The sequence below is a fragment of the Brachybacterium horti genome (assembly GCF_054777615.1).
The window spans coordinates 275,635-297,574 of record NZ_BAAHAM010000004.1 but is presented as its reverse complement, the minus strand read 5'-3'; the positions used below and the strand labels follow the sequence as shown (position 1 = coordinate 297,574).

Annotated in this window: 22 protein-coding genes; 18 read left to right on the top strand and 4 right to left on the bottom strand. The window is 75.4% G+C overall.

Annotated elements, in window-relative coordinates; genetic code table 11:
- Window positions 1-43 precede the first annotated feature (43 nt).
- On the bottom strand, window positions 44-1,342 hold the full coding sequence (locus ACYVAP_RS14250) for an MFS transporter (protein ID WP_498861174.1): 1,299 nt from the start codon (window positions 1,340-1,342) through the stop codon (window positions 44-46).
- A 287-nt stretch (window positions 1,343-1,629) separates the two neighbouring features.
- Between ACYVAP_RS14250 and ACYVAP_RS14245 the strand changes: the two genes are divergently transcribed.
- From ACYVAP_RS14245 to ACYVAP_RS14215, 7 genes are all read left to right on the top strand, one after another.
- Window positions 1,630-2,340, top strand: a complete 711-nt coding sequence (locus ACYVAP_RS14245) for an NUDIX hydrolase (RefSeq protein ID WP_498861173.1) — start codon at window positions 1,630-1,632, stop codon at window positions 2,338-2,340.
- Between the two features lie 41 nt (window positions 2,341-2,381).
- Window positions 2,382-3,689, top strand: coding sequence for a quinolinate synthase NadA (gene nadA / locus ACYVAP_RS14240; RefSeq protein WP_498861172.1), 1,308 nt, complete (start codon window positions 2,382-2,384; stop codon window positions 3,687-3,689).
- The gene (nadB, locus tag ACYVAP_RS14235; protein ID WP_498861171.1) at window positions 3,686-5,257 is read left to right on the top strand and encodes an L-aspartate oxidase; all 1,572 of its coding nucleotides are present in this window, start codon (window positions 3,686-3,688) and stop codon (window positions 5,255-5,257) included. Before nadA ends, nadB begins: the two co-directional genes overlap by 4 nt.
- Window positions 5,257-6,111: a nicotinate-nucleotide diphosphorylase gene (gene nadC / locus ACYVAP_RS14230; protein WP_498861170.1), complete on the top strand. Its 855-nt coding sequence runs from the start codon at window positions 5,257-5,259 to the stop codon at window positions 6,109-6,111. Before nadB ends, nadC begins: the two co-directional genes overlap by 1 nt.
- A gap of 13 nt (window positions 6,112-6,124) precedes the next feature.
- Window positions 6,125-7,240: a cysteine desulfurase family protein gene (locus tag ACYVAP_RS14225; RefSeq protein WP_498861169.1), complete on the top strand. Its 1,116-nt coding sequence runs from the start codon at window positions 6,125-6,127 to the stop codon at window positions 7,238-7,240.
- A gap of 32 nt (window positions 7,241-7,272) precedes the next feature.
- Window positions 7,273-8,511 carry an NAD(P)/FAD-dependent oxidoreductase gene (locus ACYVAP_RS14220; RefSeq protein WP_498861168.1) on the top strand — a complete coding sequence of 413 codons (1,239 nt, stop codon included), beginning with the start codon at window positions 7,273-7,275 and terminating at the stop codon, window positions 8,509-8,511.
- A 147-nt stretch (window positions 8,512-8,658) separates the two neighbouring features.
- The gene (locus ACYVAP_RS14215) at window positions 8,659-9,897 is read left to right on the top strand and encodes an MFS transporter (RefSeq protein ID WP_498861167.1); all 1,239 of its coding nucleotides are present in this window, start codon (window positions 8,659-8,661) and stop codon (window positions 9,895-9,897) included.
- A 10-nt stretch (window positions 9,898-9,907) separates the two neighbouring features.
- Here ACYVAP_RS14215 and ACYVAP_RS14210 read toward each other — a convergent pair whose 3' ends face one another.
- Window positions 9,908-10,303 carry a hypothetical protein gene (locus tag ACYVAP_RS14210; protein ID WP_498861166.1) on the bottom strand — a complete coding sequence of 132 codons (396 nt, stop codon included), beginning with the start codon at window positions 10,301-10,303 and terminating at the stop codon, window positions 9,908-9,910.
- A 136-nt stretch (window positions 10,304-10,439) separates the two neighbouring features.
- On the opposite strand from ACYVAP_RS14210, the gene ACYVAP_RS14205 reads away from it, so the two are divergent.
- The 3 genes from ACYVAP_RS14205 (at window position 10,440) to ACYVAP_RS14195 (ending at window position 13,543) form a co-directional block, all read left to right on the top strand.
- Window positions 10,440-11,273: a glycosyltransferase family protein gene (locus tag ACYVAP_RS14205; RefSeq protein WP_498861165.1), complete on the top strand. Its 834-nt coding sequence runs from the start codon at window positions 10,440-10,442 to the stop codon at window positions 11,271-11,273.
- On the top strand, window positions 11,270-12,637 hold the full coding sequence (locus ACYVAP_RS14200; protein ID WP_498861164.1) for a GHMP family kinase ATP-binding protein: 1,368 nt from the start codon (window positions 11,270-11,272) through the stop codon (window positions 12,635-12,637). Before ACYVAP_RS14205 ends, ACYVAP_RS14200 begins: the two co-directional genes overlap by 4 nt.
- Window positions 12,638-12,700: 63 nt before the next feature.
- Window positions 12,701-13,543 carry a hypothetical protein gene (locus ACYVAP_RS14195; RefSeq protein ID WP_498861163.1) on the top strand — a complete coding sequence of 281 codons (843 nt, stop codon included), beginning with the start codon at window positions 12,701-12,703 and terminating at the stop codon, window positions 13,541-13,543.
- Window positions 13,544-13,570: 27 nt separating this feature from the next.
- On the opposite strand, the gene ACYVAP_RS14190 is transcribed toward ACYVAP_RS14195, so the two are convergent.
- On the bottom strand, window positions 13,571-14,533 hold the full coding sequence (locus ACYVAP_RS14190; protein ID WP_498861162.1) for a DMT family transporter: 963 nt from the start codon (window positions 14,531-14,533) through the stop codon (window positions 13,571-13,573).
- Between the two features lie 186 nt (window positions 14,534-14,719).
- On the opposite strand from ACYVAP_RS14190, the gene ACYVAP_RS14185 reads away from it, so the two are divergent.
- Both ACYVAP_RS14185 and ACYVAP_RS14180 read left to right on the top strand, forming a co-directional pair.
- Window positions 14,720-15,940 (top strand): WXG100 family type VII secretion target, encoded by a 1,221-nt coding sequence (locus ACYVAP_RS14185; RefSeq protein ID WP_498861161.1) that lies wholly within the window; start codon window positions 14,720-14,722, stop codon window positions 15,938-15,940.
- Window positions 15,941-16,010: 70 nt separating this feature from the next.
- A complete protein-coding gene (locus ACYVAP_RS14180) occupies window positions 16,011-16,943 on the top strand; it encodes an aminotransferase class IV (protein WP_498861160.1) in 933 nt (310 codons plus the stop codon).
- 18 nt (window positions 16,944-16,961) lie between these two features.
- Here ACYVAP_RS14180 and ACYVAP_RS14175 read toward each other — a convergent pair whose 3' ends face one another.
- Complete coding sequence (locus ACYVAP_RS14175) at window positions 16,962-17,918, bottom strand: sugar-binding transcriptional regulator (protein WP_498861159.1); 957 nt, start codon at window positions 17,916-17,918, stop codon at window positions 16,962-16,964.
- Between the two features lie 115 nt (window positions 17,919-18,033).
- On the opposite strand from ACYVAP_RS14175, the gene ACYVAP_RS14170 reads away from it, so the two are divergent.
- The 6 genes from ACYVAP_RS14170 (at window position 18,034) to ACYVAP_RS14145 (ending at window position 21,922) form a co-directional block, all read left to right on the top strand.
- Window positions 18,034-18,558: a PTS sugar transporter subunit IIA gene (locus ACYVAP_RS14170; protein ID WP_498861158.1), complete on the top strand. Its 525-nt coding sequence runs from the start codon at window positions 18,034-18,036 to the stop codon at window positions 18,556-18,558.
- The gene (locus tag ACYVAP_RS14165; RefSeq protein WP_137769099.1) at window positions 18,555-19,022 is read left to right on the top strand and encodes an NUDIX domain-containing protein; all 468 of its coding nucleotides are present in this window, start codon (window positions 18,555-18,557) and stop codon (window positions 19,020-19,022) included. Before ACYVAP_RS14170 ends, ACYVAP_RS14165 begins: the two co-directional genes overlap by 4 nt.
- Before the next feature lie 100 nt (window positions 19,023-19,122).
- A complete protein-coding gene (locus ACYVAP_RS14160) occupies window positions 19,123-19,971 on the top strand; it encodes an aldo/keto reductase (protein ID WP_137769098.1) in 849 nt (282 codons plus the stop codon).
- Between the two features lie 51 nt (window positions 19,972-20,022).
- Window positions 20,023-20,370 carry a hypothetical protein gene (locus ACYVAP_RS14155; protein ID WP_343903607.1) on the top strand — a complete coding sequence of 116 codons (348 nt, stop codon included), beginning with the start codon at window positions 20,023-20,025 and terminating at the stop codon, window positions 20,368-20,370.
- A gap of 161 nt (window positions 20,371-20,531) precedes the next feature.
- Window positions 20,532-21,119, top strand: a complete 588-nt coding sequence (locus ACYVAP_RS14150; RefSeq protein ID WP_498861157.1) for an RNA polymerase sigma factor — start codon at window positions 20,532-20,534, stop codon at window positions 21,117-21,119.
- On the top strand, window positions 21,116-21,922 hold the full coding sequence (locus ACYVAP_RS14145; RefSeq protein WP_498861156.1) for a hypothetical protein: 807 nt from the start codon (window positions 21,116-21,118) through the stop codon (window positions 21,920-21,922). The genes ACYVAP_RS14150 and ACYVAP_RS14145 overlap by 4 nt, the downstream gene beginning before the upstream one ends.
- Window positions 21,923-21,940: the final 18 nt, after the last annotated feature.

Sequence of the window (21,940 nt, the reverse complement as noted above, 5' to 3'; positions counted from 1 at the left end):
CGGCGGCGCCGCCCCCTGCGACGCCGCAGAAGACCCTACGGGGTCAGGCGTCCTGCCTGCGCATCCGTCCGGCGCCGATCGCGGCGGCGAGGGTCACGACGGAGAGGGCGATCAGCACGAGCGCCGGGTGCCACCAGGCCTGCCCGGTGAGGCCGCCGAGCGCGCCGGTCAGCAGCGGGACGAAGCCGCTCACGGTCGCCGCGACCGCATAGGCGAGGGAGAGCGCGGAGGCCCGGAATCGACCGGGGAACAGATCGGCCATGAGCCCGCCGAGTGCCGCCCACGACATGGTGGGCAGGATCCCGCCGATCACCATCATCGCGACGAGCATGCCGAAGGTCGCCGAGCCCAGCAGCGCGTACATCGGCAGGGCGATGAGCGCCGTGCCCGCGGCGCCGATCGCGACGACCAGCCAGGAGCTCGTGCGGGCCGCGAGCGCACCGAACAGGGGCACGGTGACCAGCTGCAGCAGGGCGCCGATCGTCGCGGCCGTGAGCAGCTCGGTGTAGGGGAAGCCGAGCACGGCCGCGCCGTAGTTCATCGTGTACGTGTTCATGAGCGCGTAGGAGCCGATTCCCAGCTGGGCGGCGCCGATCGCGAGCACGAGGGCCAGCGGCCGCGAGCGCAGCAGCTCGGAGACGGGCATGCGCTCGCGACGCTTCTCGCGGGAGAGCCGCGCGAACTCGGGGGTCTCCTCGATCGAGCGGCGCAGGTACAGCGAGATGAGCAGCAGCGGGAAGGCGATGAGGAAGGGCACGCGCCAGCCCCAGTCCGCCATCGCCTGTTCGGTGAGGAGCGTGGGCAGCACGAGGAACAGCGCCGCGGAGAGGATCGAGCCGATCGGTGAGCCCAGCTGGGGGATCGCGGCGGCGAAGGCGCGGCGCACGGGGTGCGCGTGCTCGGTCGCGAGCAGCACGGAGCCGCCCCATTCCCCGCCGAGCGACATGCCCTGCGCGAGGCGCAGCACCACGAGCCCGATCGCGCCGAGCCAGCCGGCCTGCGCATAGGTGGGCAGGAGGCCGATCAGGCCGGTCGCGACGCCCATGATCGACACGGTCCACAGCAGCGTGGCGCGCCGGCCCAGGCGGTCGCCCATGTGGCCGAAGAGGATCGCGCCCACGGGGCGGATGACGAAGGAGACGGCGATCGTGCTGAAGGAGGCGAGTGTGGATCCGGCCGGTCCCAGCGGGTCGAAGAACAGCGGCCCCACGAAGAACGCCGCGAAGTAGGCGTAGAGGTAGAAGTCGAACTGCTCGAGGGCGGTGCCGATCATCGAGGCGGCTGCGATCCGGCCGGGCCTGCGGCTGCCGGGAGCGGGGCGCGCGGGGGCGGTGGTGGTCATGGTCCTCGCCTTCTGCCGTGCGCGGGCCTTCGGGCCCCGGGGCGGACGGCCCCACCGAGCCTAGGCAGGTCAGGGCGCGGATGGGGTGCGAGGCGACGGGCCTCACACGCCGCGGGCGGCGAGGGGAGCGGGCGGGTCGGCGCGCCGTCGGTCCGGGGAGTTCGAGTCATCGGATCTGTGATCCGGATCACGAGACCTGGGTCATCCCTCCGGCTTCTGGTCCGCCTGAGCCTAAGCTCCTCGCCACACGTAAAGGTGCCGGTGACTTTAACAGGAGGTGGACGGCCATGGGCGAGCCCGCGACCCCGGAGGAGCAGCAGCGCGTCGCGCTCGCCGTCTCCACGGTCATCTTCGCGCTGCGCCCGCACCCCACCACGCGCCGCCTCGCCGTGCACCTCCCGCTCGTGCGCCGCATCCGCGCCCCTCACCAGGGGCGATGGGCGCTCCCCGGCGGCCCGCTCGGGGCCAGCGAAGGGCTCGGCGCCGCCGCGAGCCGCACCCTCGGCGAGACCACCCGGCTGCGCCCGCGCTACCTCGAGCAGCTCTACGCCTTCGGCGGCCCGGACCGCGCCCCGAGCGCCGCTGAGCGCACCGTCTCGATCGTCTACTGGGCGATGGTGCGACCGGAGGAGGCCGACGCCGGCGTGGCCGGGGTCAACGTCCAGTGGTTCCTCGCCGACGAGCTGCCCGAGCTCGCCTTCGACCACAACCTCATCGTCGAGTACGCCCTGTGGCGCCTGCGCAACAAGCTCGAGTACTCCCGCATCGCCGCCGCCTTCCTCGGGGAGACCTTCACCCTCGCGGAGCTGCGCGGCGTCCACGAGGCCGTGCTGCAGCGACCGCTCGACCCCGCGAACTTCCGGCGCCAGATGGAGGCGTCGGGCCGGCTCGTCCCGACCGACGAGTTCCGCACCGGCGGGCGGCACCGCCCCGCCCGGCTGTTCCGCCACGACGAGTCCATCCACCTCGCCGACAACGGCCCGCTCACCCGGGCCTGACTCGCCGTCCCACCACCATCCCTGAACCACGGAGGCCACCGATGACCACCACCGCCTCGGTCGAGCTCACGCTGCGCGACATCTCCGCCGGCGCCGCCGCCGGCAGCTCCTGCTCCACCCGCCTGCTCGACGCCCCCTGGGACGTGGACCGCGAGGACCCCGGCTACGGTCCCGGCGCCTCGATGGCCGATGCGATCCCCGCCGTCGCACCGCGTCAGGGTGAGATCCCCGCCGATTACCGCGAGGCGAGCGCCGAGGAGCTCGACCGTCGGATCCGCGCGGCGAAGGCGGAGCTCGGCGACCGCGTCGTCGTGCTCGGCCACTTCTACCAGCGCGACGAGGTCGTGCAGTACGCCGACTACGTGGGCGACTCCTTCCAGCTCGCGACCGCGGCGAAGGCCCGCACCGAGGCGGAGGCGATCATCTTCTGCGGCGTGCACTTCATGGCGGAGACCGCGGACCTCCTCTCCACCCCCGAGCAGGCCGTGATCCTCCCGAACCTCGCCGCCGGCTGCTCGATGGCGGACATGGCGGACATCGACCAGGTCGAGGAGTGCTGGGAGCAGCTCATGGAGGTGCTCGAGGACGAGGGCGCCGACGGCGACGCTCTGGCTCCCGTCATCCCGGTGACGTACATGAACTCCTCCGCCGCGATCAAGGGCTTCGTGGGCCGCCACGGCGGCATCGTCTGCACCTCTTCGAACGCCTCCACGGTGCTCGCCTGGGCCTTCGAGCGGGGCCGCCGCGTGCTCTTCCTCCCGGACCAGCACCTGGGCCGCAACACCGCGAAGGCCATGGGGATCGGTCTCGACGAGATGGCCATGTGGAACCCGCGCCGCCCGCTCGGCGGCAACGACGAGCAGACCGTGCGCGATGCGCGGGTGCTGCTCTGGCACGGCTTCTGCTCGGTCCACAAGCGCTTCACCGTGGCCCAGATCGACAAGGCCCGCGCCGAGCACCCGGACGTGCGCGTCATCGTCCACCCCGAGTGCCCGATGGAGGTCGTCGACGCGGCCGACGAGGCCGGCTCGACGGACGTCATCCGCCGCGCGATCGAGGGCGCGACGGAGCCGACGACCTTCGCGATCGGCACCGAGATCAACCTCGTCCAGCGGCTCGCCGCCCAGCACCCGCAGCACGAGATCTTCTGCCTGGACCCCGTGGTGTGCCCGTGCTCGACGATGTACCGCATCCACCCCGGCTACCTCGCCTGGACGCTCGAGGCGCTGCTGCGCGGCGAGGTCGTCAACCAGGTGAGCGTCTCCCCGGACGTCGCCGAGCCCGCCCGCGTGGCCCTCGAGCGGATGCTCGCCGCGAAGCCCGCGCCGCTCGCCGGGAGCGCTCGGTGACGACCCCCGGGGCGCTGCACGCCGACGTGCTGGTCGTCGGCTCCGGGATCGCCGCGCTCACCGCTGCCCTCGAGATCGGCGGGGACGCGGACGTGCTGCTCGTGACCAAGGGCGCGCTCGCCGCGGGCGCGACCCTCCACGCCCAGGGCGGGATCGCCGCGGCCGTCGGCCCCGGGGACACCGCCGCCGACCACGCCCGGGACACGCTCGCCGCCGGGGCCGGCCTCGCCGAGGAGGCGGCCGTGCACCTGCTCTGCGAGGAGGGGCCCGCCGCGATCGCCCGCCTCGTGGAGCGCGGCGTCGCCTTCGACCGGGACGAGGACGGCGCCCCCGCGCTCGGTCTCGAGGGCGCCCACGGCCGCCCGCGGATCCTCCACGCCGGGGGCGACGCGACCGGCCGCGCGATCGAGCTCGCGCTCGTCGCCGCTGTGCGCGAGCGCGGGATCCGCGTGCTCGAGCGCACCGCGCTGGCGGACCTGGTCGTCCACGACGGGCGCGTGCGCGGGGCGCGGCTCCTCGGGGCCGACGGACTCTCGGTACCGGTGCGCGCCGGAGCGGTGCTGCTCGCGACCGGCGGCGCCGGCCAGCTCTTCGCCCACACCACGAACCCGCAGGTCGCGACCGGTGACGGGGTCGCCGCGGCGGCCCGCGCGGGCGCGGCCCTCGCGGATCTCGAGCTCTACCAGTTCCATCCCACCTCGCTCGCCGTGCCCGGCGGCTTCCTCGTCTCCGAGGCCGTGCGCGGGGAGGGCGCGGTGCTGCGCGACGCCGACGGTCGACGTTTCCTGCCCGCCGTCGATCCGCGCGCCGAGCTCGCCCCGCGGGACGTCGTCGCCCGCGCGATCGCGCGCACCATGGCCGCCCAGGGCGGGCTGCCCGTGCGGCTCGACGCGACGGGGATCGGCGGGGACCGGCTGCGCGAGCGGTTCCCGACGATCGACGCCGCCGTGCGCGCCGCGGGTCTGGACTGGGGGCGCTCGCCGATCCCCGTCACCCCCGCCGCCCACTACTGGATGGGTGGGATCCGCACGGACCTCGACGGCCGCACGAGCCTGCCGGGGCTGCTCGCCGCGGGGGAGTGCGCCCGCACCGGCGTGCACGGGGCGAACCGCCTCGCCTCCAACTCCCTGCTCGAGGGGGCCGTGCTCGGCGCGCGCGCCGGGGTCGCCGCCGCGGAGGACGCCGCCGCCGCGGCGGAGGCCGGGGACGACGGGGCCGGGTCGGACCCCGCTGCCGCTGCCGCTGGTGCCGGGGGCCCCGTGACCTGGACCCGTGCCGATCTCCAGCAGCTGATGTGGTCCCGTGCGGGCCTGCTGCGCAGCGGCGAGCAGCTCCGGGAGGCCGCCGCGGTGCTCGAGGGCTGGCAGGCCCCCGCGCCCCGCACGATCAACGTGCTCGAGGACCGCAACCTCCTCGAACTGGGCCGCCTGCTCGTCGCCGCGGCGCTCGCCCGGCCGCGCTCCGTGGGCGCCCATCACCGCCTCGACGACCCCGGCGAGGCCGCGACCGTCGGCCCCGCCGGCACGTCCGCCGCTCCCGCCTCCCTGCACCCCCTGGAGACCCGCTGATGCTCACCCGCGCCCAGATCGACCCCGTCGTCACCGCCGCCCTCGCCGAGGACGCCCCCTGGGGCGACCTCACCGGCCAGGTGTTCCTGCCCGCCGGCGCGAGAGCCGCCGCGCAGCTCGTGGCGCGCGAGGACGGCGTGCTCGCCGGGATCGACGTGCTCGAGGCCGCCTTCCGCCTCACCGACGGAACCGTGCAGGTCACGCCGCGGGCGGCCGACGGCGACCGCTTCACGGCCGGCACGGTGCTCGCCGAGATCACCGGCCCCGCCCGGGCCGTCGTGCAGGCGGAGCGGGTCGCGCTGAACCTCGTCCAGCGGCTCTCCGGGATCGCGACCCGCACCCGCGTGCTCGTGGACGCCGTCGCGGGCACGGGCGCCCGCATCACCGACACCCGGAAGACCACGCCCGGCCTGCGCGCCCTCGAGCGTCACGCCGTGCGCTGCGGCGGCGGCGTCAACCACCGCTTCTCCCTCTCCGACGGGGTCATGGCGAAGGACAACCACCTCGCTGTGCTCCGCGAGCAGGGCATCGACCTCACCGCCGCGATCCTCCGGGCGCGCGAGCAGCTGGGCCACATGACCCGGATCGAGGTCGAGGTGGACCGCATCGACCAGATCGAGCCGGTGCTCGCGGGCGGCGTGGACGTCATCATGCTCGACAACTTCTCCCTCGAGGACCTGCGCCGCGGCGTCGAGCAGGTCGCCGGGCGCGCGGTCGTCGAGGCGAGCGGCACGATCACCGAGGAGACCGTCGCGGAGGTCGCCCGCACGGGCGTCGACATGATCTCCTCCGGCGCGCTCACCCACTCCGTGCGCAGCCTCGACCTGGGGCTCGATATGGCCGTCTCCGCATGAGCGAGGGGCGCGCGTGATCTACCTCGACGCCGCCGCGACGGTGCCCGTGCGGCGGGAGGCCCTCGAGGCCGCCTGGCCGTACCTGACCGGCACCTTCGGCAACCCCTCGAGCCACCACGCGGTGGGGGAGGCCGCCGCCGCGGGACTCGAGGACGCCCGCCGCCGGGCCGCGGCCGTGCTCGGCGCGCGCCGCAGCGACATCGTGTTCACCGCGGGCGGGACCGAGGCCGCGAACCTCGCGATCAAGGGCCTGGCGCTGGCCTCCCCGCGCGGGAAGCACCTGGTCACCTCCCCCCTCGAGCACGAGGCGGTGCTCGAGTCGGTCGACTTCCTGCGGCGCGTGCACGGCTTCGCGGTGACCGTCGTGGATCCCGGGACCGACGGCGTCATCACCCCCGCCGCGCTCGGGGCCGCGCTGCGGGAGGACACGACGCTCGTCTCCCTCGCCGCCGCGAACAACGAGATCGGCGCCGTCTCCGACGTCGCGGCGCTGGCCGCGGTCGCCCACGAGGCGGGCGCCCTGTTCCACACCGACGCGGTGCAGGCCGCCGGGTGGACGGACCTGCGCGGGCTCGGCGCGGACGCCCTCACCCTCGCGGGCCACAAGATCGGCGCCCCCAAGGGGACCGGGCTCGCGATGATCCGCGGCTGTCTGCCGCTCGAGCCGCTCGTCCACGGCGGCGGGCAGGAGGGCGGGCGCCGCTCCGGCACGGAGAACGTCGCCTTCGCGGTGGCGCTCGCCGTCGCCCTCGAGCTCGCGGAGGCCGAGCGGGAGGAGAAGGCCGCGCGGATCGCGCCGCTGCGGGACCTGCTGCTCGAGACCGCGGAGTGCGCGGGGGCGGTGCTCACGGGGCCCCGGGAGGCGCGCCTGCCGGGTCACGCCTCCTTCCTGGTCCCCGGCCGCAGCGGCGAGTCCGTGCTGCTGGATCTCGAGCGGCGCGGCGTCGTCGCCTCCTCCGGCTCCGCGTGCGCCGCCGGCAGCGACGAGCCCTCGCACGTGCTCACCGCCCTCGGCATCGACCGGGAGGCCGCGCAGACCGCCGTGCGGCTCACCCTCCCCGAGGACCTCTCCGCCGCGCAGGCGGAGCAGGCGGTCGGTGCCCTCGCGGCGGTGCTGGGCGAGGGCTAGGGTGGCGGCGTCCGCCTCGCGAAGGAGCCACCATGACCTCGTCATCTCCCGCCCTGCAGAGCAGCTACGACCACGTCGTCGTCGGAGGCGGCATCGCCGCGGACAAGGCCGCCCGCGCGATCCGCGAGCAGCAGGAGGGGGCGAGCATCCTGCTCGTCTCCGCCGCGGAGGACGGCCCCGTGTACCGGCCCGCCCTCACCAAGGACCTCTGGACGGGAGAGGACCCGGACCCCGCCTCGCAGGACCTCGGCACCGCCGATGACACCGGCGCGACCCTGCTCACCGGCACCGAGGTCACCGCGATCGACCCGCAGGCGCGCACCGTCACCCTGAGCACAGGGGAGAGCGTCGGCTACGGGGAGCTGCTGCTCGCGACCGGATCCGCCGCGCGGACCCTCGACGGCGCCCCGGAGGACCCCCAGATCGTGACCCTCCGCGAGGTCGCCGACTACCGCCGCCTGCGCGAGCTCGTGGGCGAGGGCACCGAGGTGGTCGTCGTGGGCGGCGGCTACCTCGGCACCGAGATCGCCGCCGGGCTCAGCGTCGCCGGCGCCTCCGTCACCCTCGCGATCTCCGGGCAGGCGATCGGCGAGACCCTCTTCCCGCCCTCGATCACCGCGCACCTCGGGCGCGTGTACGGCGGCCACGGCGTGCGGCTCGAGAAGGGCTTCCGCCTCGCCCGCCTCGAGGCGGGGGAGCGCCTCACGCTGAGCGGCGAGGACGGCCGCACCCTCACCGCGGAGGTCGCCGTGCTCGCCCTCGGCGCCCGCCTGCGCACCGGGCTCGCCCGGGACGCCGGCCTCGAGCTCGACGAGCAGGGCGCGATCGTCGTCGACACCCACCTGCGCACCTCCGTCCCGCACGTCCACGCCGCCGGGGACGTCATCCGCTTCGAGGACCCGCTGCTGGGCGCCCGGCACGTCGAGCACATCGACCACGCCGAGGCCTCCGGGACCGTCGCCGGGACGGTCATGGCGGGCGGGGACGCCGAGTACGCGTACACGCCGCTGTTCTACTCCGACCTCTTCGACGACGGCTACGAGGCCGTGGGCCGCCTCGACGGCCGCGGCGAGAACGTCGAGCTGTGGGACGAGGAGGGCGGCGCGGCCGTCGTCCACCATGTCGAGGACGGCCGGATCGTCGGCGTGCTCCTGTGGAACACCTGGGACTCCGTGCCCGCCGCACGCGAGCTGATCGCGGACTCCCGCGACGGGAAGGTCGACGTGGCCGACGTCGCCGCGCTGCGGGAGCGGATCGCCCCGGGCGGCTGAGCCCGCGAGCAGGGACCGCTGAGGGGTACCGGCGGGCACTCCCTCGCGCCGTGGTGACGGAGGATCCTGGAGGAGGACGACGCCCGTCGGCCCCGCCCGGCCCGCGTCACCGCGAGAACCCACCCTGCTCGACCCCCCTGGAGCCCCATGCCCGCCGCCCCCGCGCAGCCCGTCACCGCCACCGTCCCCGGGACGGAGCACCGCGCCTCCCCGCGCGCCCTCGTCGCCGCGACGCTCACCCTCGTGCTCGCCTTCGCGGTGTCCTCCTCGCCGGTGCCGCTGTTCACGACCTACCGCCGGGCCGACGGCCTCACCGACGGGGACTTCTCCCTCGCCACGGTCGCCTACTTCGCCGGGACGATCCTCGCGCTGCTCGTGCTGGGCCGGCTCTCCACCCACCTGGGCCGCCGCCCCCTCGCCCTCGCCGCCGCCGCGCTGCTGCTCGCCGGGGCGCTGGTCATGCTCCGCGTGGACTCCCTCGCCCCGCTCGCCCTGGGCCGCTTCCTCTCCGGCCTCGGCTGCGGGATCGCGAGCAGCGCCGTCATGAGCTATGTGGTCGACGCCGCGCCCCGCCGCCCCGCCTGGCTCGCCACGATGATCACCTCGCAGTCCCCGATGGTCGGGCTCACCCTCGGGGCGCTCGGCTCCGGGCTGATCGTCGAGCACGGCCCGCGCCCCACCACGACCGTGTTCCTCGTGGGCGCCGGCGCGATGACGCTGTGCCTGATCGCGCTCGCGATCGCCCCGGAGACCGGCCCGCGCCTGCGCGGCGCCCTCGCCTCCCTCCGACCCCGGGTCGCCGTGCCCGCCGCCGCCCGCCCGCTGCTGCCGGCGCTCGCCGCGGTCGTCGTCTCCACCTGGGCGATGGGCTCCTTCTACCAGGCCTTCGGTCCGTCGGTCGTCGCCGACGGCCTCGGCACCGACGACGCCGTCGTCTTCGCGGTCGTGTTCTCCGCCTACATGCTGCCGAGCGTGCTCGGCGCGCCGATCGGCGGGCGGATGCGCATCCGGACCGCGCAGCGCACCGGCATGGCCGTCTTCGCGATCGGCGTGCTCGGCGTGCTCACCGCGCTCGCCCTCGACAGCGTGGTCCTGTTCATCGCGGCGAGCGTCGTCGCCGGCGCCGGCCAGGGCATGGCGATGAGCGCGAGCGTGCGCTCCGTGCTCTCCACCGCGACCCCCGCGGAGACCGCCCCCACCATGGCCGCCGTCTACCTGCTCTCCTACAGCGGCGCGATGGCCGCGAGCCTGGTCTCGGGCCAGCTCACCCGCTGGTACGGGGTGGAGCAGATCGTCATCGGCTACGGCGCGCTCGCCGTCGCCGCCGCCGTGGTCACCGCGCTCTGCGCCCGCGAGCCGCGGCCCGTGGAGGCCCCCGCGGCGTGAGCGCCCGGGCTCACCGCCGGGAGGGCTCGCGCGGGCGGGCGTCGAGCCGGAAGGCGAGGAGCAGCAGCGCCGCCACGACGATCAGCAGCGGGAACCACAGCGGCGCATGGATGCTCTCGATCACGAGCGCGGAGAGCACCGCCAGCCCGATGACCCCCACGATGATCAGTCGCGAGGCGACGGGCGTGGGGGCGGCGCCCGCCCGCGGCAGATCTGCCCGCCGGATCGCGATCCCGTAGACCAGCAGCCCCGCCGCGAGCAGCGCCACCATGACGATCACGCGCGCCAGGCCGTTCGGGATCAGCCACGGCGCGTACGGCATGAGCACGCCTCCCGCGAGGAGCAGCGAGGAGACCGCCTGCCCGATCCAGCGGCGAGTGCTCGTCGACGCCTGCTCCGTGCCCATTCCTGCCCTCCTGGGGTCTGCTGCTTCCGGTCGCCCCCGAGCCTAGGTGTCCTCCGGACGGCGCGGGTCCCGGTGGCGCTGCCGGCGGGGTGGCGGGAGCTCTCCCGCGGCCGGGGCGCTCCGTAGACTCGGCAGGGTGAGCCACGACACCGAAGACAACGACACCGTCCGCCGCGCCGTGATCCTCGCGCGGGGGCTCGGCACCCGCATGCGCCGCGAGGACGCGGACGCCGATCTCGACGAGGCGCAGGCGAGCGTCGCCGCGAGCGGGGTGAAGGCCCTGATCGACGTGGGCCGGCCGTTCCTGGACTACGTGCTCTCCACCCTCGCCGACGTCGGCATCACCGAGGTGTGCCTCGTGATCGGTCCCGAGCACGACGTGCTGCGCGAGTACGCGGCCTCCCGCAGCGGCGGCCGGCTCACCGTCACCACCGCCGTTCAGGAGGAGCCGCGCGGCACGGCCGACGCCGTCGCCGCGGCCGCGGACTTCGCGGGAGACGAGCGGATCGTCGTGCTGAACTCGGACAACTTCTACCCGCACGAGGCGCTCGAGGCGCTCGTCGCCGTGCAGGGCGCCGCGCTCGTCGGCTTCGACCGGGACGCCCTCGTCGGCGGCTCCAACATCGCCGAGGACAGGATCAGCGCCTTCGCCGTCGCCGCCGTCGACGAGCACCACCTGCTGCGCAACATCATCGAGAAGCCGGACGAGGAGACCCTCGAGAACCTCGGCCGGGACTGCCCGATCTCGATGAACGCGTGGCTGTTCACCGCCTCGATCTTCGAGGCCTGCACCCGCATCGAGCCCTCCGTGCGCGGCGAGCTCGAGATCATCGACGCCGTGCGCCTGCTCATCAGCGAGGGGGAGCCGTTCACCGTCGTCCCCGTCGAGGCCGGGGTGCTCGACCTCTCCTCCCGGGCCGACGTCGCCGCCGTGGCCCGCGCGCTCGAGGGCGTGGAGGTGTCCCTGTGAGCACGACGGTCCTCGAGCAGCTGCGCCGCGAGGCGGAGGAGCCCACCCACGCGGACTGGTCCAGCCCCCGCACCGCGACCTGGTTCGTGCCCGGGCGCATCGAGGTGCTCGGCAAGCACACCGACTACGCGGGTGGCCGCTCCCTGCTCGCCGCCGTCGACCTCGGCCACACCGTGCGCGCCGTCGAGCGCACCGACCGCGAGCTGCACGTGACCAGCGCGCTCGCGGGCGATCCCGTCGTCGTGGATCTCGACGCCCCCGCCCGCCACCCCTTCCCGCCCGGGCACTGGGGCGGCTACGTGCGCACCGTCGTCGAGCGGCTCGAGACCAACTTCCCGGGCCGCCTGCGCGGCGCCGAGGTGCACGTGACCTCGACGCTCCCGCTCGCCGCGGGCATGTCCAGCTCCTCCGCGCTCGTGGTGGGTCTCACCCTCGCCCTGCTCGACCTCGCCGGCGTCGCCGACGAGCCGCCCTTCACCACCGAGATCACGACCGACGAGCAGCTCGGCGAGTACCTGGGCTGCGTGGAGAACGGGCAGAGCTTCGGCTCGCTCGCCGGGGACCGCGGCGTGGGCACCTTCGGCGGCAGCGAGGACCACACGGCGATCCTGTGCGGCGTCGAGGGGGCGCTCGTGCAGTACTCCTTCTGCCCCGTGCGGCGCGAGCGGGAGGTGGCGCTCCCCGCGGGGCTGTCCCTCGTGGTCGCCGTGAGCGGCGTGGACGCGGAGAAGACGGGCGCCGCCCTCGCGGACTACAACCGCATCTCCCTCGCCGCCCGCGAGATCGTCACCCGCTGGCAGCAGGCGACCGGCCGCACCGAGGCCACCCTCGCGGACGCCCTCGCGACCGGCCCTGCGGCGCTCTCCCGGCTGCGGGAGCTCGTGGGGGAGGACAGCCCGCTCACCGGCCGGCTCGAGCAGTTCGTCGCCGAGTCGGAGCGGATCGTGCCCGCCGCCGCGCTCGCCCTCGAGGAGGGTGACCTCGCGGAGCTCGGCTCGCTCGTGGACGAGTCCCAGGCGGGTGCGGAGACGGGGCTCGGCAACCAGATCCCCGAGACGGTGCGCCTGCAGCGGCTCGCCCGGGAGCTCGGCGCGCACGCCGCGAGCGCCTTCGGCGCCGGCTTCGGCGGCAGCGTGTGGGCCCTCGTCGGCCGTCCGGAGGCGCCCGACGGGGCCGCCGGGGCCGACGGAGCCGACGGGGCGGACGGCGCGCAGGCGGAGGAATCCGCTGAGGAGTTCGCAGACCAGTTCGCGCGGCGGTGGCTCGCCGCGTACCGCGAGGAGTTCCCCGAGGCCGGTGCCCGCGCCACGACGCTCGTCACCCGGCCCGGGCCCGGCGCGCACCGCCTCGACCCCGAGGAGTGAGCCCTGCGCGGACAGGCCCTCCCGGCAGGGTGATCGCGGGGGCGGCTGTGCCACGATGAGCGCATGACCGCGCCCGTCCCCTCGCACCTGTCCTGGCCCGCCCCCGCCGCCGTCCTGCCCATCAGGGACCTGCGCCCGATCGTGGACCGCCTCAGCTCGATCGCGACCTCCCACGCGCAGGACGTCACCCTCCTGCCGGGCCTCGCGACCGGCGAGGAGGAGGTCGCCGCGGATCCGCCGCCCGCGCTCGAGCAGATCGTCGACGAGATCGGCGGCATCGAGGCCGGCGGGTTGCGTGTGCTCGACCTCCTCGTCGAGGAGCGCGTGGACGTGGGCCCGTACACGCTGCTCGGCGAGCACACCACCTACTACCCCCTGTACGAGGGGGAGGACGTGGCCGTGGTGCTCACCCTCGACGACGCCGGGACCCCCGGTGCGGTGCACGGGATCGGCGAGGACCTCGCCCTGACCCTCGCCGCGGAGGACCTCGCCGGCTGGATGACCCAGGTGGCCGACGCGCTCGAGGCCGCCCTCGCGCAGCTCGACGCGCGCGTGGTGGAGCTGCACGGGGAGGACGCCGCCGCCAAGGACACCCTGCGCGCGGAGGTGCTCGGCGAGCTGCTCGAGCAGCACCTGCTCGCCGACGTCCTCGGCCTCGGCGCGGAGGACGACCCGGAGCGGGAGGCCGCGCTCGCCGCCCGCGAGCTGCCGATCGTCGCGGCCGCCGACGCCGGCGCCGGCCCCCTGCCCACGCTGCCCCAGGGCGCGACTGCCGTCGCGGACCTGCGCGGCGCCCCGCTCGGAGCTCGCGTCGCCGTCATCGACGCGGAGCTGCCCGGGGACCCGCTGGACTGGCACGTCGCCTGGCGTGCGGGCGGTCGCGTGCTCGCCGTCGTCCCCGACTGAGCAGGACGGTCGGCCGGGAGGCGCCCGTCAGACCCGCCGGGGCCGCGAGGCCGTGACCCCGGCGGCGACGAGCGTGAGCACCGTGCCCGCGATCGTGAACGGCGTCAGATGGCCCGGCGCGGCGATCGCGTCGATCACGACGGAGCCGATGATCTGCCCCGCGATCGTGGACATCGCGAGGGTCAGCACGCCGAGCGGACCCGCGAGATGCGCCGCGAGGGCGATGAAGGCGACGCCCAGCGCCCCGCCGATGTAGAGCAGCGGGTTCGCGGGCGGCGGCTGCGGCGCCCCCACGACCGCCACGTGCACGAGCGCGGCGATGACCAGCGCCGTGGTGCCGACGACGAAGTTGCCGAGCGTCGCGACCATGAAGTGGCCGCTGTGCTGGGACACCCGGCCGTTGACCCCCTGCTGGAGGCCCACCGCGACGCCCGCGACCATCGGCAGGGCGAGCAGGTACCAGGTCGCGTCGGTCGCGATCCCGCCGGACATCGCCAGGGCCACCGAGGCGACCATGAGCAGGGCGCCCACGAGCCGGGTGGGCGTCAGGTGCCGCACCCCGCCGGGGCCCAGGCCCGTGCGGTCCACGACGAGCCCGGTGACCGTCTGCCCCGCGACGACGCACACGATGAACAGGGCCACGCCCACGAGACCCACCGTGAGGCCCTGGCCCAGCACGAAGGTCGCTCCGCCCAGCCCGCCGAGCGCGAGGTACCAGGGGAAGGCGCCGCTGCGCAGGTCCCCCACGAAGGACCGCGCGAGGCTGCGCACGCGCGGCAGGAACACGAGCAGCACGAGGATCAGCACGAGCCCCGAGCCGAAGGAGATCGCCGCCGCGACGAAGCCGTCGTCGAGGGCGGCGGCGAGATCCGCGTTCACCCGGGACTGGATCGCGCCGAGCACACCGCCGGCGACGGCGGCGGGCAGGGCCCATCGAGGCACGTGGTGGTGGGATGCGGGCCGTTCGGCGGCGGGTGGCTCTGTCGTCATCACGGCGTCCATGGCGTGCTGGGGGAGGTCACGACCGACCACTGTATGCCCCGGGAGGGGGTGGCCGTGCCGGTGCTCAGCGCGCCCCGTCGATGGGGAGTGCTCCCCATCGCCGGGGGCGGGGGACCGCCGCTACGGTGAGCGGGACCGGGGGACGACCAGGGCCGAGGCAGGGGAAGAGAACGGATGAGCACCTTCATCGGGGCGGACACGGAGGCGCTGCGCGCCTTCGGTGCGACGGTCTCGCGCCGGGCCGACGAGATGGACGGCCTGTACGCGCAGCTGCGCTCCGCGATCGACGGGACCGAGTGGACGGGCGAGGACGCGGACCGCTTCCGCGCGCGCTGGAGCGGGAGCGTGCGCGCGGGCCTCGAGGACAGCGCGGTCGAGCTGCGCCTGCACGCCCGTCGCCTGCTGCACCACGCGGAGGAGCAGGATGCCACCTCGGCGCCGGACGCCCCGGGCGGGGGCTCCGGGTCGGGCGGCGGCGGTGCGGGATCGGGTGCCGGCGGGGGTTCCGGTGCCGGTGGCGGCGCGGGAGCCGGCTCCGGTGACGGCGGCGCGTCCGGCGGATCCGGTGGGGGCTCCGGGGCCGACGGCGACGCGCTCGCCACGTTCTCCGAGGCCCTCGCCTCGGGCGACCCCGCGGCGATCCTCGACGCGCTGCTCGGCGACCGCGGCAGCCCGCTCCAGCAGGCGCTCGGCGAACTCCTGGACACCCCGGAGGGGCAGTCAGGCCTGCTCGCGGGGCTGCTCGGCGGGCTCATCGGCTCCGCACTGAGCGACATGCTCGGCGGGGGCATGGGCGGCGCGGGCGGTGAGGGCCTGGACCTCGAGAGCTTCCTCGCGGGCGTGGGCGCCGGCATGGGGCTCGCGCAGCTCCTCTCCGGTGCGGGCGGCGGGCTCGGCAGTGACCTCGGGGCCGGGCTCGGGGTCGGGGACGCCCTGGGCATCGGCGACGAGCTCGGCGCCGGCGGCGGCACGGGCTCCGCGGGCGGTGGCGCGGCGGAGGGGTCCGCCGGTTCGCCCTCGCAGGAGGGTGCGGGGTCCGAGGGATCCGGCGCCTCGGGCGGGGGCTCCGGCTCCTCCGGCGGTTCCGGTGGGGGCTCCGGCTCGGGCGGCGGCGGCGGGTCCGGTGGCGGCTCCGGCTCCGGAGGCGCGGGCGACAGCGGTGCCGATGGTGGCGGCTCGGGCAGCGGGTCCGGCGGTGGCGCATCGGGCGGCACCGGCGGCGGGACCGCCGAGGGCGCCGGCCAGAGCGGCGGCAGCGTCGCCTCCCACGTCGGAGTCCGGACCGAGGAGGGCGGCATGAGCCTGCTCGAGCGGATCCTGCAGATGATGGGCGAGGCCATGGGGCCGGGCAGCTCCCGGGCCGGCGGTGCCGGGGCGGAGATCGGCCGCTCCTGAGCCTGCCGGGCCGGGTCTACCCTGGACCCGGCCGCGCGCACCCCCGCGGCCGCGCCGACAGGAGGAACCGATGACGTCCACGACCGCCGCCCAGCCCGGCACCGACCAGGCCCGCCCCGAGGGCGCCGCACCCGCCCCGGTGCTGATCCTCGTCGAGGGCGCCTACGGTCCCGCCGCAGGCGGCGCACCGGACTTCCGCGAGGCGGACCCGTCGGCTGCGCAGCTCCTCGTCACCGACTTCGTCGCGACCCGCGGCGACGGGGTCTTCGAGACCCTCGGCGCCTTCGACGGCACGCTCGCGAACGTCGGCCCCCACCTGGACCGCCTCACCCGCAGCGCCGCCATGATCGACCTGGCGGGCCCCGACCACGACGTGCTCCGCGCCGCGCTCGAGGCGGCCGTCGCCGCCCACCCGCCGGTGCCCGAGCTGACCGTGCGCCTCTCGCTCACCCGCGGCGTCGAGGGCAGCGGCGTGCCCAGCTGCTGGATCCACGCCCGCGTCGCGGACGACTACGCTTCCGCCCGCGCCGGGCTGAGCGTCGTCTCCCTGGACCGCGGACTGCCCACCACCGCGCCGGCGTCGAGCCCCTGGCTGCTCGCGGGCGCCAAGACCCTCAGCTACGCGGTGAACATGGCCGTGCTGCGCGAGGCCCAGCGGCGCGGCGCGGAGGAGGTCCTCTTCGTCTCCTCCGAGGGCTACGCCCTCGAGGGGCCGACGTCGACCCTGCTCGTGCGACTCGGTGACCGCTGGGTGACGACCCCCGTGGACGCGGGTGTGCTGCCCGGTACGAGCGTGGCCAGCGTGTTCGCCCTGCTGCGGGCCGAGGGTGCCCAGTGCGGCGAGGAGCTGCTGACCATCGAGCAGGTGCGGGAGGCCGATGCCGCCTGGCTGCTCTCCTCGGGCCGTCTGGCCGCGCCGATCCGGCAGCTCGACGGGGTGGACCTGCCCGTGGACGCCGCGCTCACCGCCCGCCTCGGCGACGCGATCGCCGGCCGCGCCTGAGCGCCGAAGAGGAGGAGGTCAGGCCCGCTCGAGCATCGCCCGGGCGAGGTCCGTGTCCACCACGAGCGTGTGGATCGCGCCGGAGCGCAGCACACCGATGACGCCCGGGGCCTTCTCCGCGCCCGCCGCGACCCCGAGCACCTCGGGGACCCGCAGCAGCTCGGAGAAGGTCACCGCGAGCACCCGCTGGTCCGTGGGCGCGCCGAGAGGCACCCCGTCGCCGTCCACGAAGCGCCCGCACACGTCCCCCGCGGGGTGCTGGGCGAGGAAGCGCTCGCGCTCCGCGGCGTCCAGGCGCATGAGCTCCACGATGTGCGGGGAGGAGTGCACGCCCGAGGAGCCGATGCCCACGAGGGCGAGCTCCACCTGCGCGGCCGCCTCGAGCACCGAGCCGATGCTCGACTCCCCGCGCAGCGTCGCGACCGCCGTCGCGGATTCGAGCACCGCCGGGGCGTAGAGCGTCTCCGCGCGGGCGCCGAGCCGCGAGGCGAGCGTGCGCAGCACCGACTCGCCCGCGTCGAGCTGGTCCAGGGCGCTGTGCCCGCCCACGAGCGGCAGCACCCGCGGGGCCGGCCGCAGGTGCAGCGACTCGAGCGCCGCGACGACGCTCTGGACCGTCTGCCCCCAGGAGACGCCGATGCTCCCCACCTGCGGCGCCCGCAGGGAGAGCAGCGCCGCGCCCTCGCGGGCCACCGCGTCGATCCCCGGGGTGCGGGGTGCGGAGACCACGTGCACCTCTCGCAGGGAGAACGCGGAGCGCAGCGCCGCCTCGAGCGTCTCGTCACGGCGGGGCGGGCCGTCCGGGTCGTGGATCGTGATCTCGACGATCCCGCGGTCCCGGGCCTGCGTGAGGATGCGGGAGACGTTCGAGCGGGACAGCCCCAGCTCCTCCGCGACCTCCGTCTGCGAGCGGCCCAGCTCGTAGTAGAGGCGCGCCGCCCGGACGACGACGGCGGTGTCACGGGGCGCGGGCATCGGGGCTCCAGGGGATCGGCGCGGCGGGGACGGGCCCAGAGTACGCAGGGCTCCCCGTCGCGGCGCCGATGGTGCCAGAATCAGGGCACCGCCCGAGGCCAGACGAGGGAGAGCGATGCCGCCCACCGAACCGCGACCGGAACCCCCCGTGCTCGAGGGGGAGCTCGACATCGTCCTCGCCCTCAGCGGCCTGCGCGCCGCGGACGCCGAGGACGCCCTGCGCACCCTCGCCGCGCACCTGCTGGACGAGGGCTCCGTCGCCGAGGGCTTCCCCGCCGCGCTGCTCGAGCGGGAGCGCAGCTACCCCACGGGCCTGCCCACCCCGCTGCCCACCGCCATCCCGCACGCCGACCCGGAGTACGTGCACCGCCCCGGCCTCGCGATCGCGACCCTCGCCGAGCCCGTCGGCTTCGGCGAGATGGGCGGCGGCACGGGCGAGGACGGGCAGGTGCGCCGCCTGCCGGTGCGGCTGATCGCCATGCCGCTGCTCACCGACGCCCGCGCCCACCTGCGCGCCCTCCAGCACCTCATGGCGGTGCTGCGGGACGAGGCGCAGGTGACCCGGCTGCTCGACGCGGCCGACGACACCGACCTCGCCGGGCGCGCCTCGCGCCTGCTCGCCGGGGAGGAGGACGCATGAGCTCACCGCGCCTGGGCGTGAAGGCGCTCGTGGTCCGCGACGGCCACGTCCTCATGAACCAGGTCCTCACCACCGACGGCGAGGAGCTGTACGGGCCGCCCGGCGGCGGCCAGGAGCACGGCGAGACCCAGGAGCAGGCGCTGCGGCGCGAGTGCCGCGAGGAGATCGGCGCCGACGTCGACGTCTTCCAGGTGGCCTGTGTGTACGAGGTGCAGCTGGGCCGGCGACTCGTCGACGGCGCCCCGATCCCGCCGTTCCACCAGGTCAACGTCGCCTACTGGTGCGGCCTCGCGGAGGGGGAGGAGCCGGGGCTGGGCACCGATCCCGATCCCGGCCAGGTGGGCTCGGTGTGGCTGCCGATCGACCGGCTCCACGAGTTCGACGTGCGCCCCCGGGAGCTGGGGGCCTGGCTGCAGGACGATCCCAGCAGCCGGCCCGTCGGCATCGGACCCACCGCCCCCTGAGGACCGGACGGTCGGAGATTCCTGGGAGCGTTCCCTCCGGCGTGGCTAGGGTGGATCCCGTACCTGCTGATCACCATCGACGTTCACGGAGGACACCCCCATGACCACGACGCCGCGCATCGACTTCCACGACGGCCGCTCCATCCCGCAGCTCGGCTTCGGCGTGTGGCAGGTGGGGAACGACGAGGCCGCCGAGGTGGTGGGCATCGCCCTCGAGACCGGGTTCCGCCACATCGACACCGCCCGCGGCTACAACAACGAGCAGGGCGTGGGCCGCGCCCTCGCCGCCTCCTCGCTGGCGCGCGACGACATCTTCGTGACCTCGAAGTGCCCCAACCAGGACCAGGGCCGCGACGCGACCCTGCGCTCCTTCGACGCGACCATGGCGGATCTGGGCCTCGACGAGCTGGACCTCTACCTCATCCATTGGCCCGCGCCCGGCAAGGGCCTCGCCGTGGAGACCTGGAAGGCCTTCGTCGAGCTCCACGAGCAGGGCCGCATCCGCTCGATCGGCGTCTCCAACTTCCGCGCCGAGGACCTCGAGAAGCTCGAGGCGGAGACCGGCGTGCTGCCCGTCCTCAACCAGATCGAGCTGCACCCCTACTTCACCCAGCCCGAGCTGCGTGAGCTGCACAGGAGCAAGGGCATCGTCACCGAGTCCTGGTCGCCGCTCGGTCAGGGCGGCGGCGAGCTCGAGGACCCGGTGATCGGCGCGATCGCCCAGGCGCGCGAGGTGAGCCCCGCCCAGGTGATCCTCGCCTGGAACCTCGCGCTCGGGAACGTCGTCATCCCGAAGTCCGTCACCCCGGAGCGCATCGCCCAGAACCTCGCCTCCCTCGACGTGGAGCTCACCGAGGACGAGATCGCGCAGATCAGCGCCCTGCACAAGGGCGAGGACGGCCGCCAGGGCCCGAACCCGAGCGAGTTCGGCGGCCACCAGGGCGCCTGAGCCGAGGCCACCGCCCGCAGCATCCGCAGCACCGAGAACCAGGAGGATCAGATGAGCGAGAACCCGTACGACGAGGTCACCACCGACGGCGGCGAGGACCGCCCCGAGGTCGACCGCGACTTCACCGGCCCCGACGGGGTCCAGGACGCCGACGCGATCCTCGAGCTCGAGCGCGAGCGGGACGCCGAGGAGCGCACCGACTCCGCCGCGGACTTCCCCGTCGAGCTCGGCGAGGAGGACGTCGCCGCCGCGGAGCAGGGCAATCGCGACGGCGACGAGATGGTCGCCGAGGGCGAGGACCCCCGCGAGGTCGCCGAGCTCGACGGCGACGACGAGGACGTCGACGCCTTCGAGGACGAGCCCTTCACCGAGGACGACCCGCTGCGCCGCGAGCGCTGAGCGGCCCTCGGCCATACCGATGGCACCCCAGGGAGCATGACCCGACCGGCATGCTCCCTGGGGTGCCATCTCTTCGCCGGTGCGCGCTTCCGATGGTGAGCGGTGAAGCCTGCCGATCGGCTCGGTGACACACCCGGCGGGATGCCGGACAGGAACGGGACGTGACGACACCACAGGGCTCCGAGGACCAGCAGCGATTCGTCGCGCTCTTCGAGGACGCGTACGACGAGGTGCTGCGATTCGTCCGCCGTCGCCTCGAGGACGGTGCGGAGGACGTCACGGCCGAGGCGTTCCTCGTCGCCTGGCGCCGGCTCGATGACCTGCCCGCCGACCACGGCGACGCACGTGCCTGGGTGTTCGGCATCGCGCGCGGGATCATGGCGAACTCGCGTCGCGCCGGGAGCCGCCGAGACGCGCTCGCGGTGCGACTCGTGGACAGCGGCTCCGCGCGAGGGATCGTCGACGACGAGGACGACTCCGCCGTGCTGCGGATCGACCTCGCAACGGCATGGAACTCCCTCGCCCCCGCCGAGCAGGAGGTCCTCTCCCTCGCGGTGCTCGACGGCCTCACCTCGGCCCAGGCCGCCGAGGTCCTCGGGATCAGCGCGGTCGCGTTCCGGCTGCGCCTGTCCCGCGCGCGCCGCCGGCTCCGCGCCTCGATGGAGGCGCGCCCCGCCCCGTCACCGCCTAGGAGGGACTCGCTCCCCGTCGCCGCCCGTCGTCCTGCCGCCCAGGAGCCCGCCTCATGAAGACCGCCGATCTCGACGCCGCCGCCCGCAGCCTCGATCCCGCCCCACCCGCCGCTCGACCGCAGCGTGCCCGGGCGGACCTCGAGAGCATCCTCGCCACGCCCCGGACGACGCCCCGGCGCGTCCTTGCCGCCGTGCCGCCACGTGGGGGGAGGCGCGTGCGCCGGTTCGCCCTCGCCGCCGTCGTCGCGGGCGTCTTCGGCGTCGGCGCCGCCGCCGGGCTGGGGGTGCTGCGACCCACCACCGCCGCCGCCTCCTGGACCGCCGCCGGGTCACCGGCCGCCCCGGACAGCGCCGGCGCCCAGCAGTGCCTCACCTGGTGGGGCACGCCGAACCCCGAGACCGGTCCGGTCGAGCCGCGACTGCGGGCGCAGGAGCAGCGAGGCGACACCACGCTCGCGATCGGCGAGGACGGCGACGGGAACGAGCTGCTCTGCCTGGCCACGCTCGTGCCGGGACAGGAGCCCGTCGGAGGGACAACTTCGGCCGTCGAGCCGCCCGCGGCGGCGGAGGTGCCGGGCGACGGGGCGATCGCCGTCTTCGTGGACACCGCCTTCTCCTCCGCCGAGGCGCAGAACGGATGGCAGCCCTCCGGGCACACCGCCGTCGCCGGCCACGTGGGCGACCAGGTGGAGAGCATGGTCCTGGAGACCTCGGCCGGGCCGGTCGAGGCCAGCATCGACGACGGGCTGTTCCTGTCCTGGTGGCCGATCACCGATGACGGCGACCCCCACCCGACCCCGGAGGCCACGCTCACGCTCGAGGACGGCACGACCCGGACCGTGCAGCTCTCGGCGCCGTGAGCGGGCGCGATGCCGTCG

Bases quoted from the DNA above. Each gene is read 5' to 3' on its own strand.
- ACYVAP_RS14250 (WP_498861174.1), bottom strand. From the start codon at position 1,342: ATGACCACCACCGCCCCCGCGCGCCCCGCTCCCGGCAGCCGCAGGCCC.
- ACYVAP_RS14245 (WP_498861173.1), top strand. From the start codon at position 1,630: ATGGGCGAGCCCGCGACCCCGGAGGAGCAGCAGCGCGTCGCGCTCGCC.
- nadA (WP_498861172.1), top strand. From the start codon at position 2,382: ATGACCACCACCGCCTCGGTCGAGCTCACGCTGCGCGACATCTCCGCC.
- nadC (WP_498861170.1), top strand. From the start codon at position 5,257: ATGCTCACCCGCGCCCAGATCGACCCCGTCGTCACCGCCGCCCTCGCC.
- ACYVAP_RS14220 (WP_498861168.1), top strand. From the start codon at position 7,273: ATGACCTCGTCATCTCCCGCCCTGCAGAGCAGCTACGACCACGTCGTC.
- ACYVAP_RS14215 (WP_498861167.1), top strand. From the start codon at position 8,659: ATGCCCGCCGCCCCCGCGCAGCCCGTCACCGCCACCGTCCCCGGGACG.
- ACYVAP_RS14210 (WP_498861166.1), bottom strand. From the start codon at position 10,303: ATGGGCACGGAGCAGGCGTCGACGAGCACTCGCCGCTGGATCGGGCAG.
- ACYVAP_RS14195 (WP_498861163.1), top strand. From the start codon at position 12,701: ATGACCGCGCCCGTCCCCTCGCACCTGTCCTGGCCCGCCCCCGCCGCC.
- ACYVAP_RS14190 (WP_498861162.1), bottom strand. From the start codon at position 14,533: ATGACGACAGAGCCACCCGCCGCCGAACGGCCCGCATCCCACCACCAC.
- ACYVAP_RS14185 (WP_498861161.1), top strand. From the start codon at position 14,720: ATGAGCACCTTCATCGGGGCGGACACGGAGGCGCTGCGCGCCTTCGGT.
- ACYVAP_RS14180 (WP_498861160.1), top strand. From the start codon at position 16,011: ATGACGTCCACGACCGCCGCCCAGCCCGGCACCGACCAGGCCCGCCCC.
- ACYVAP_RS14175 (WP_498861159.1), bottom strand. From the start codon at position 17,918: ATGCCCGCGCCCCGTGACACCGCCGTCGTCGTCCGGGCGGCGCGCCTC.
- ACYVAP_RS14170 (WP_498861158.1), top strand. From the start codon at position 18,034: ATGCCGCCCACCGAACCGCGACCGGAACCCCCCGTGCTCGAGGGGGAG.
- ACYVAP_RS14165 (WP_137769099.1), top strand. From the start codon at position 18,555: ATGAGCTCACCGCGCCTGGGCGTGAAGGCGCTCGTGGTCCGCGACGGC.
- ACYVAP_RS14160 (WP_137769098.1), top strand. From the start codon at position 19,123: ATGACCACGACGCCGCGCATCGACTTCCACGACGGCCGCTCCATCCCG.
- ACYVAP_RS14155 (WP_343903607.1), top strand. From the start codon at position 20,023: ATGAGCGAGAACCCGTACGACGAGGTCACCACCGACGGCGGCGAGGAC.
- ACYVAP_RS14145 (WP_498861156.1), top strand. From the start codon at position 21,116: ATGAAGACCGCCGATCTCGACGCCGCCGCCCGCAGCCTCGATCCCGCC.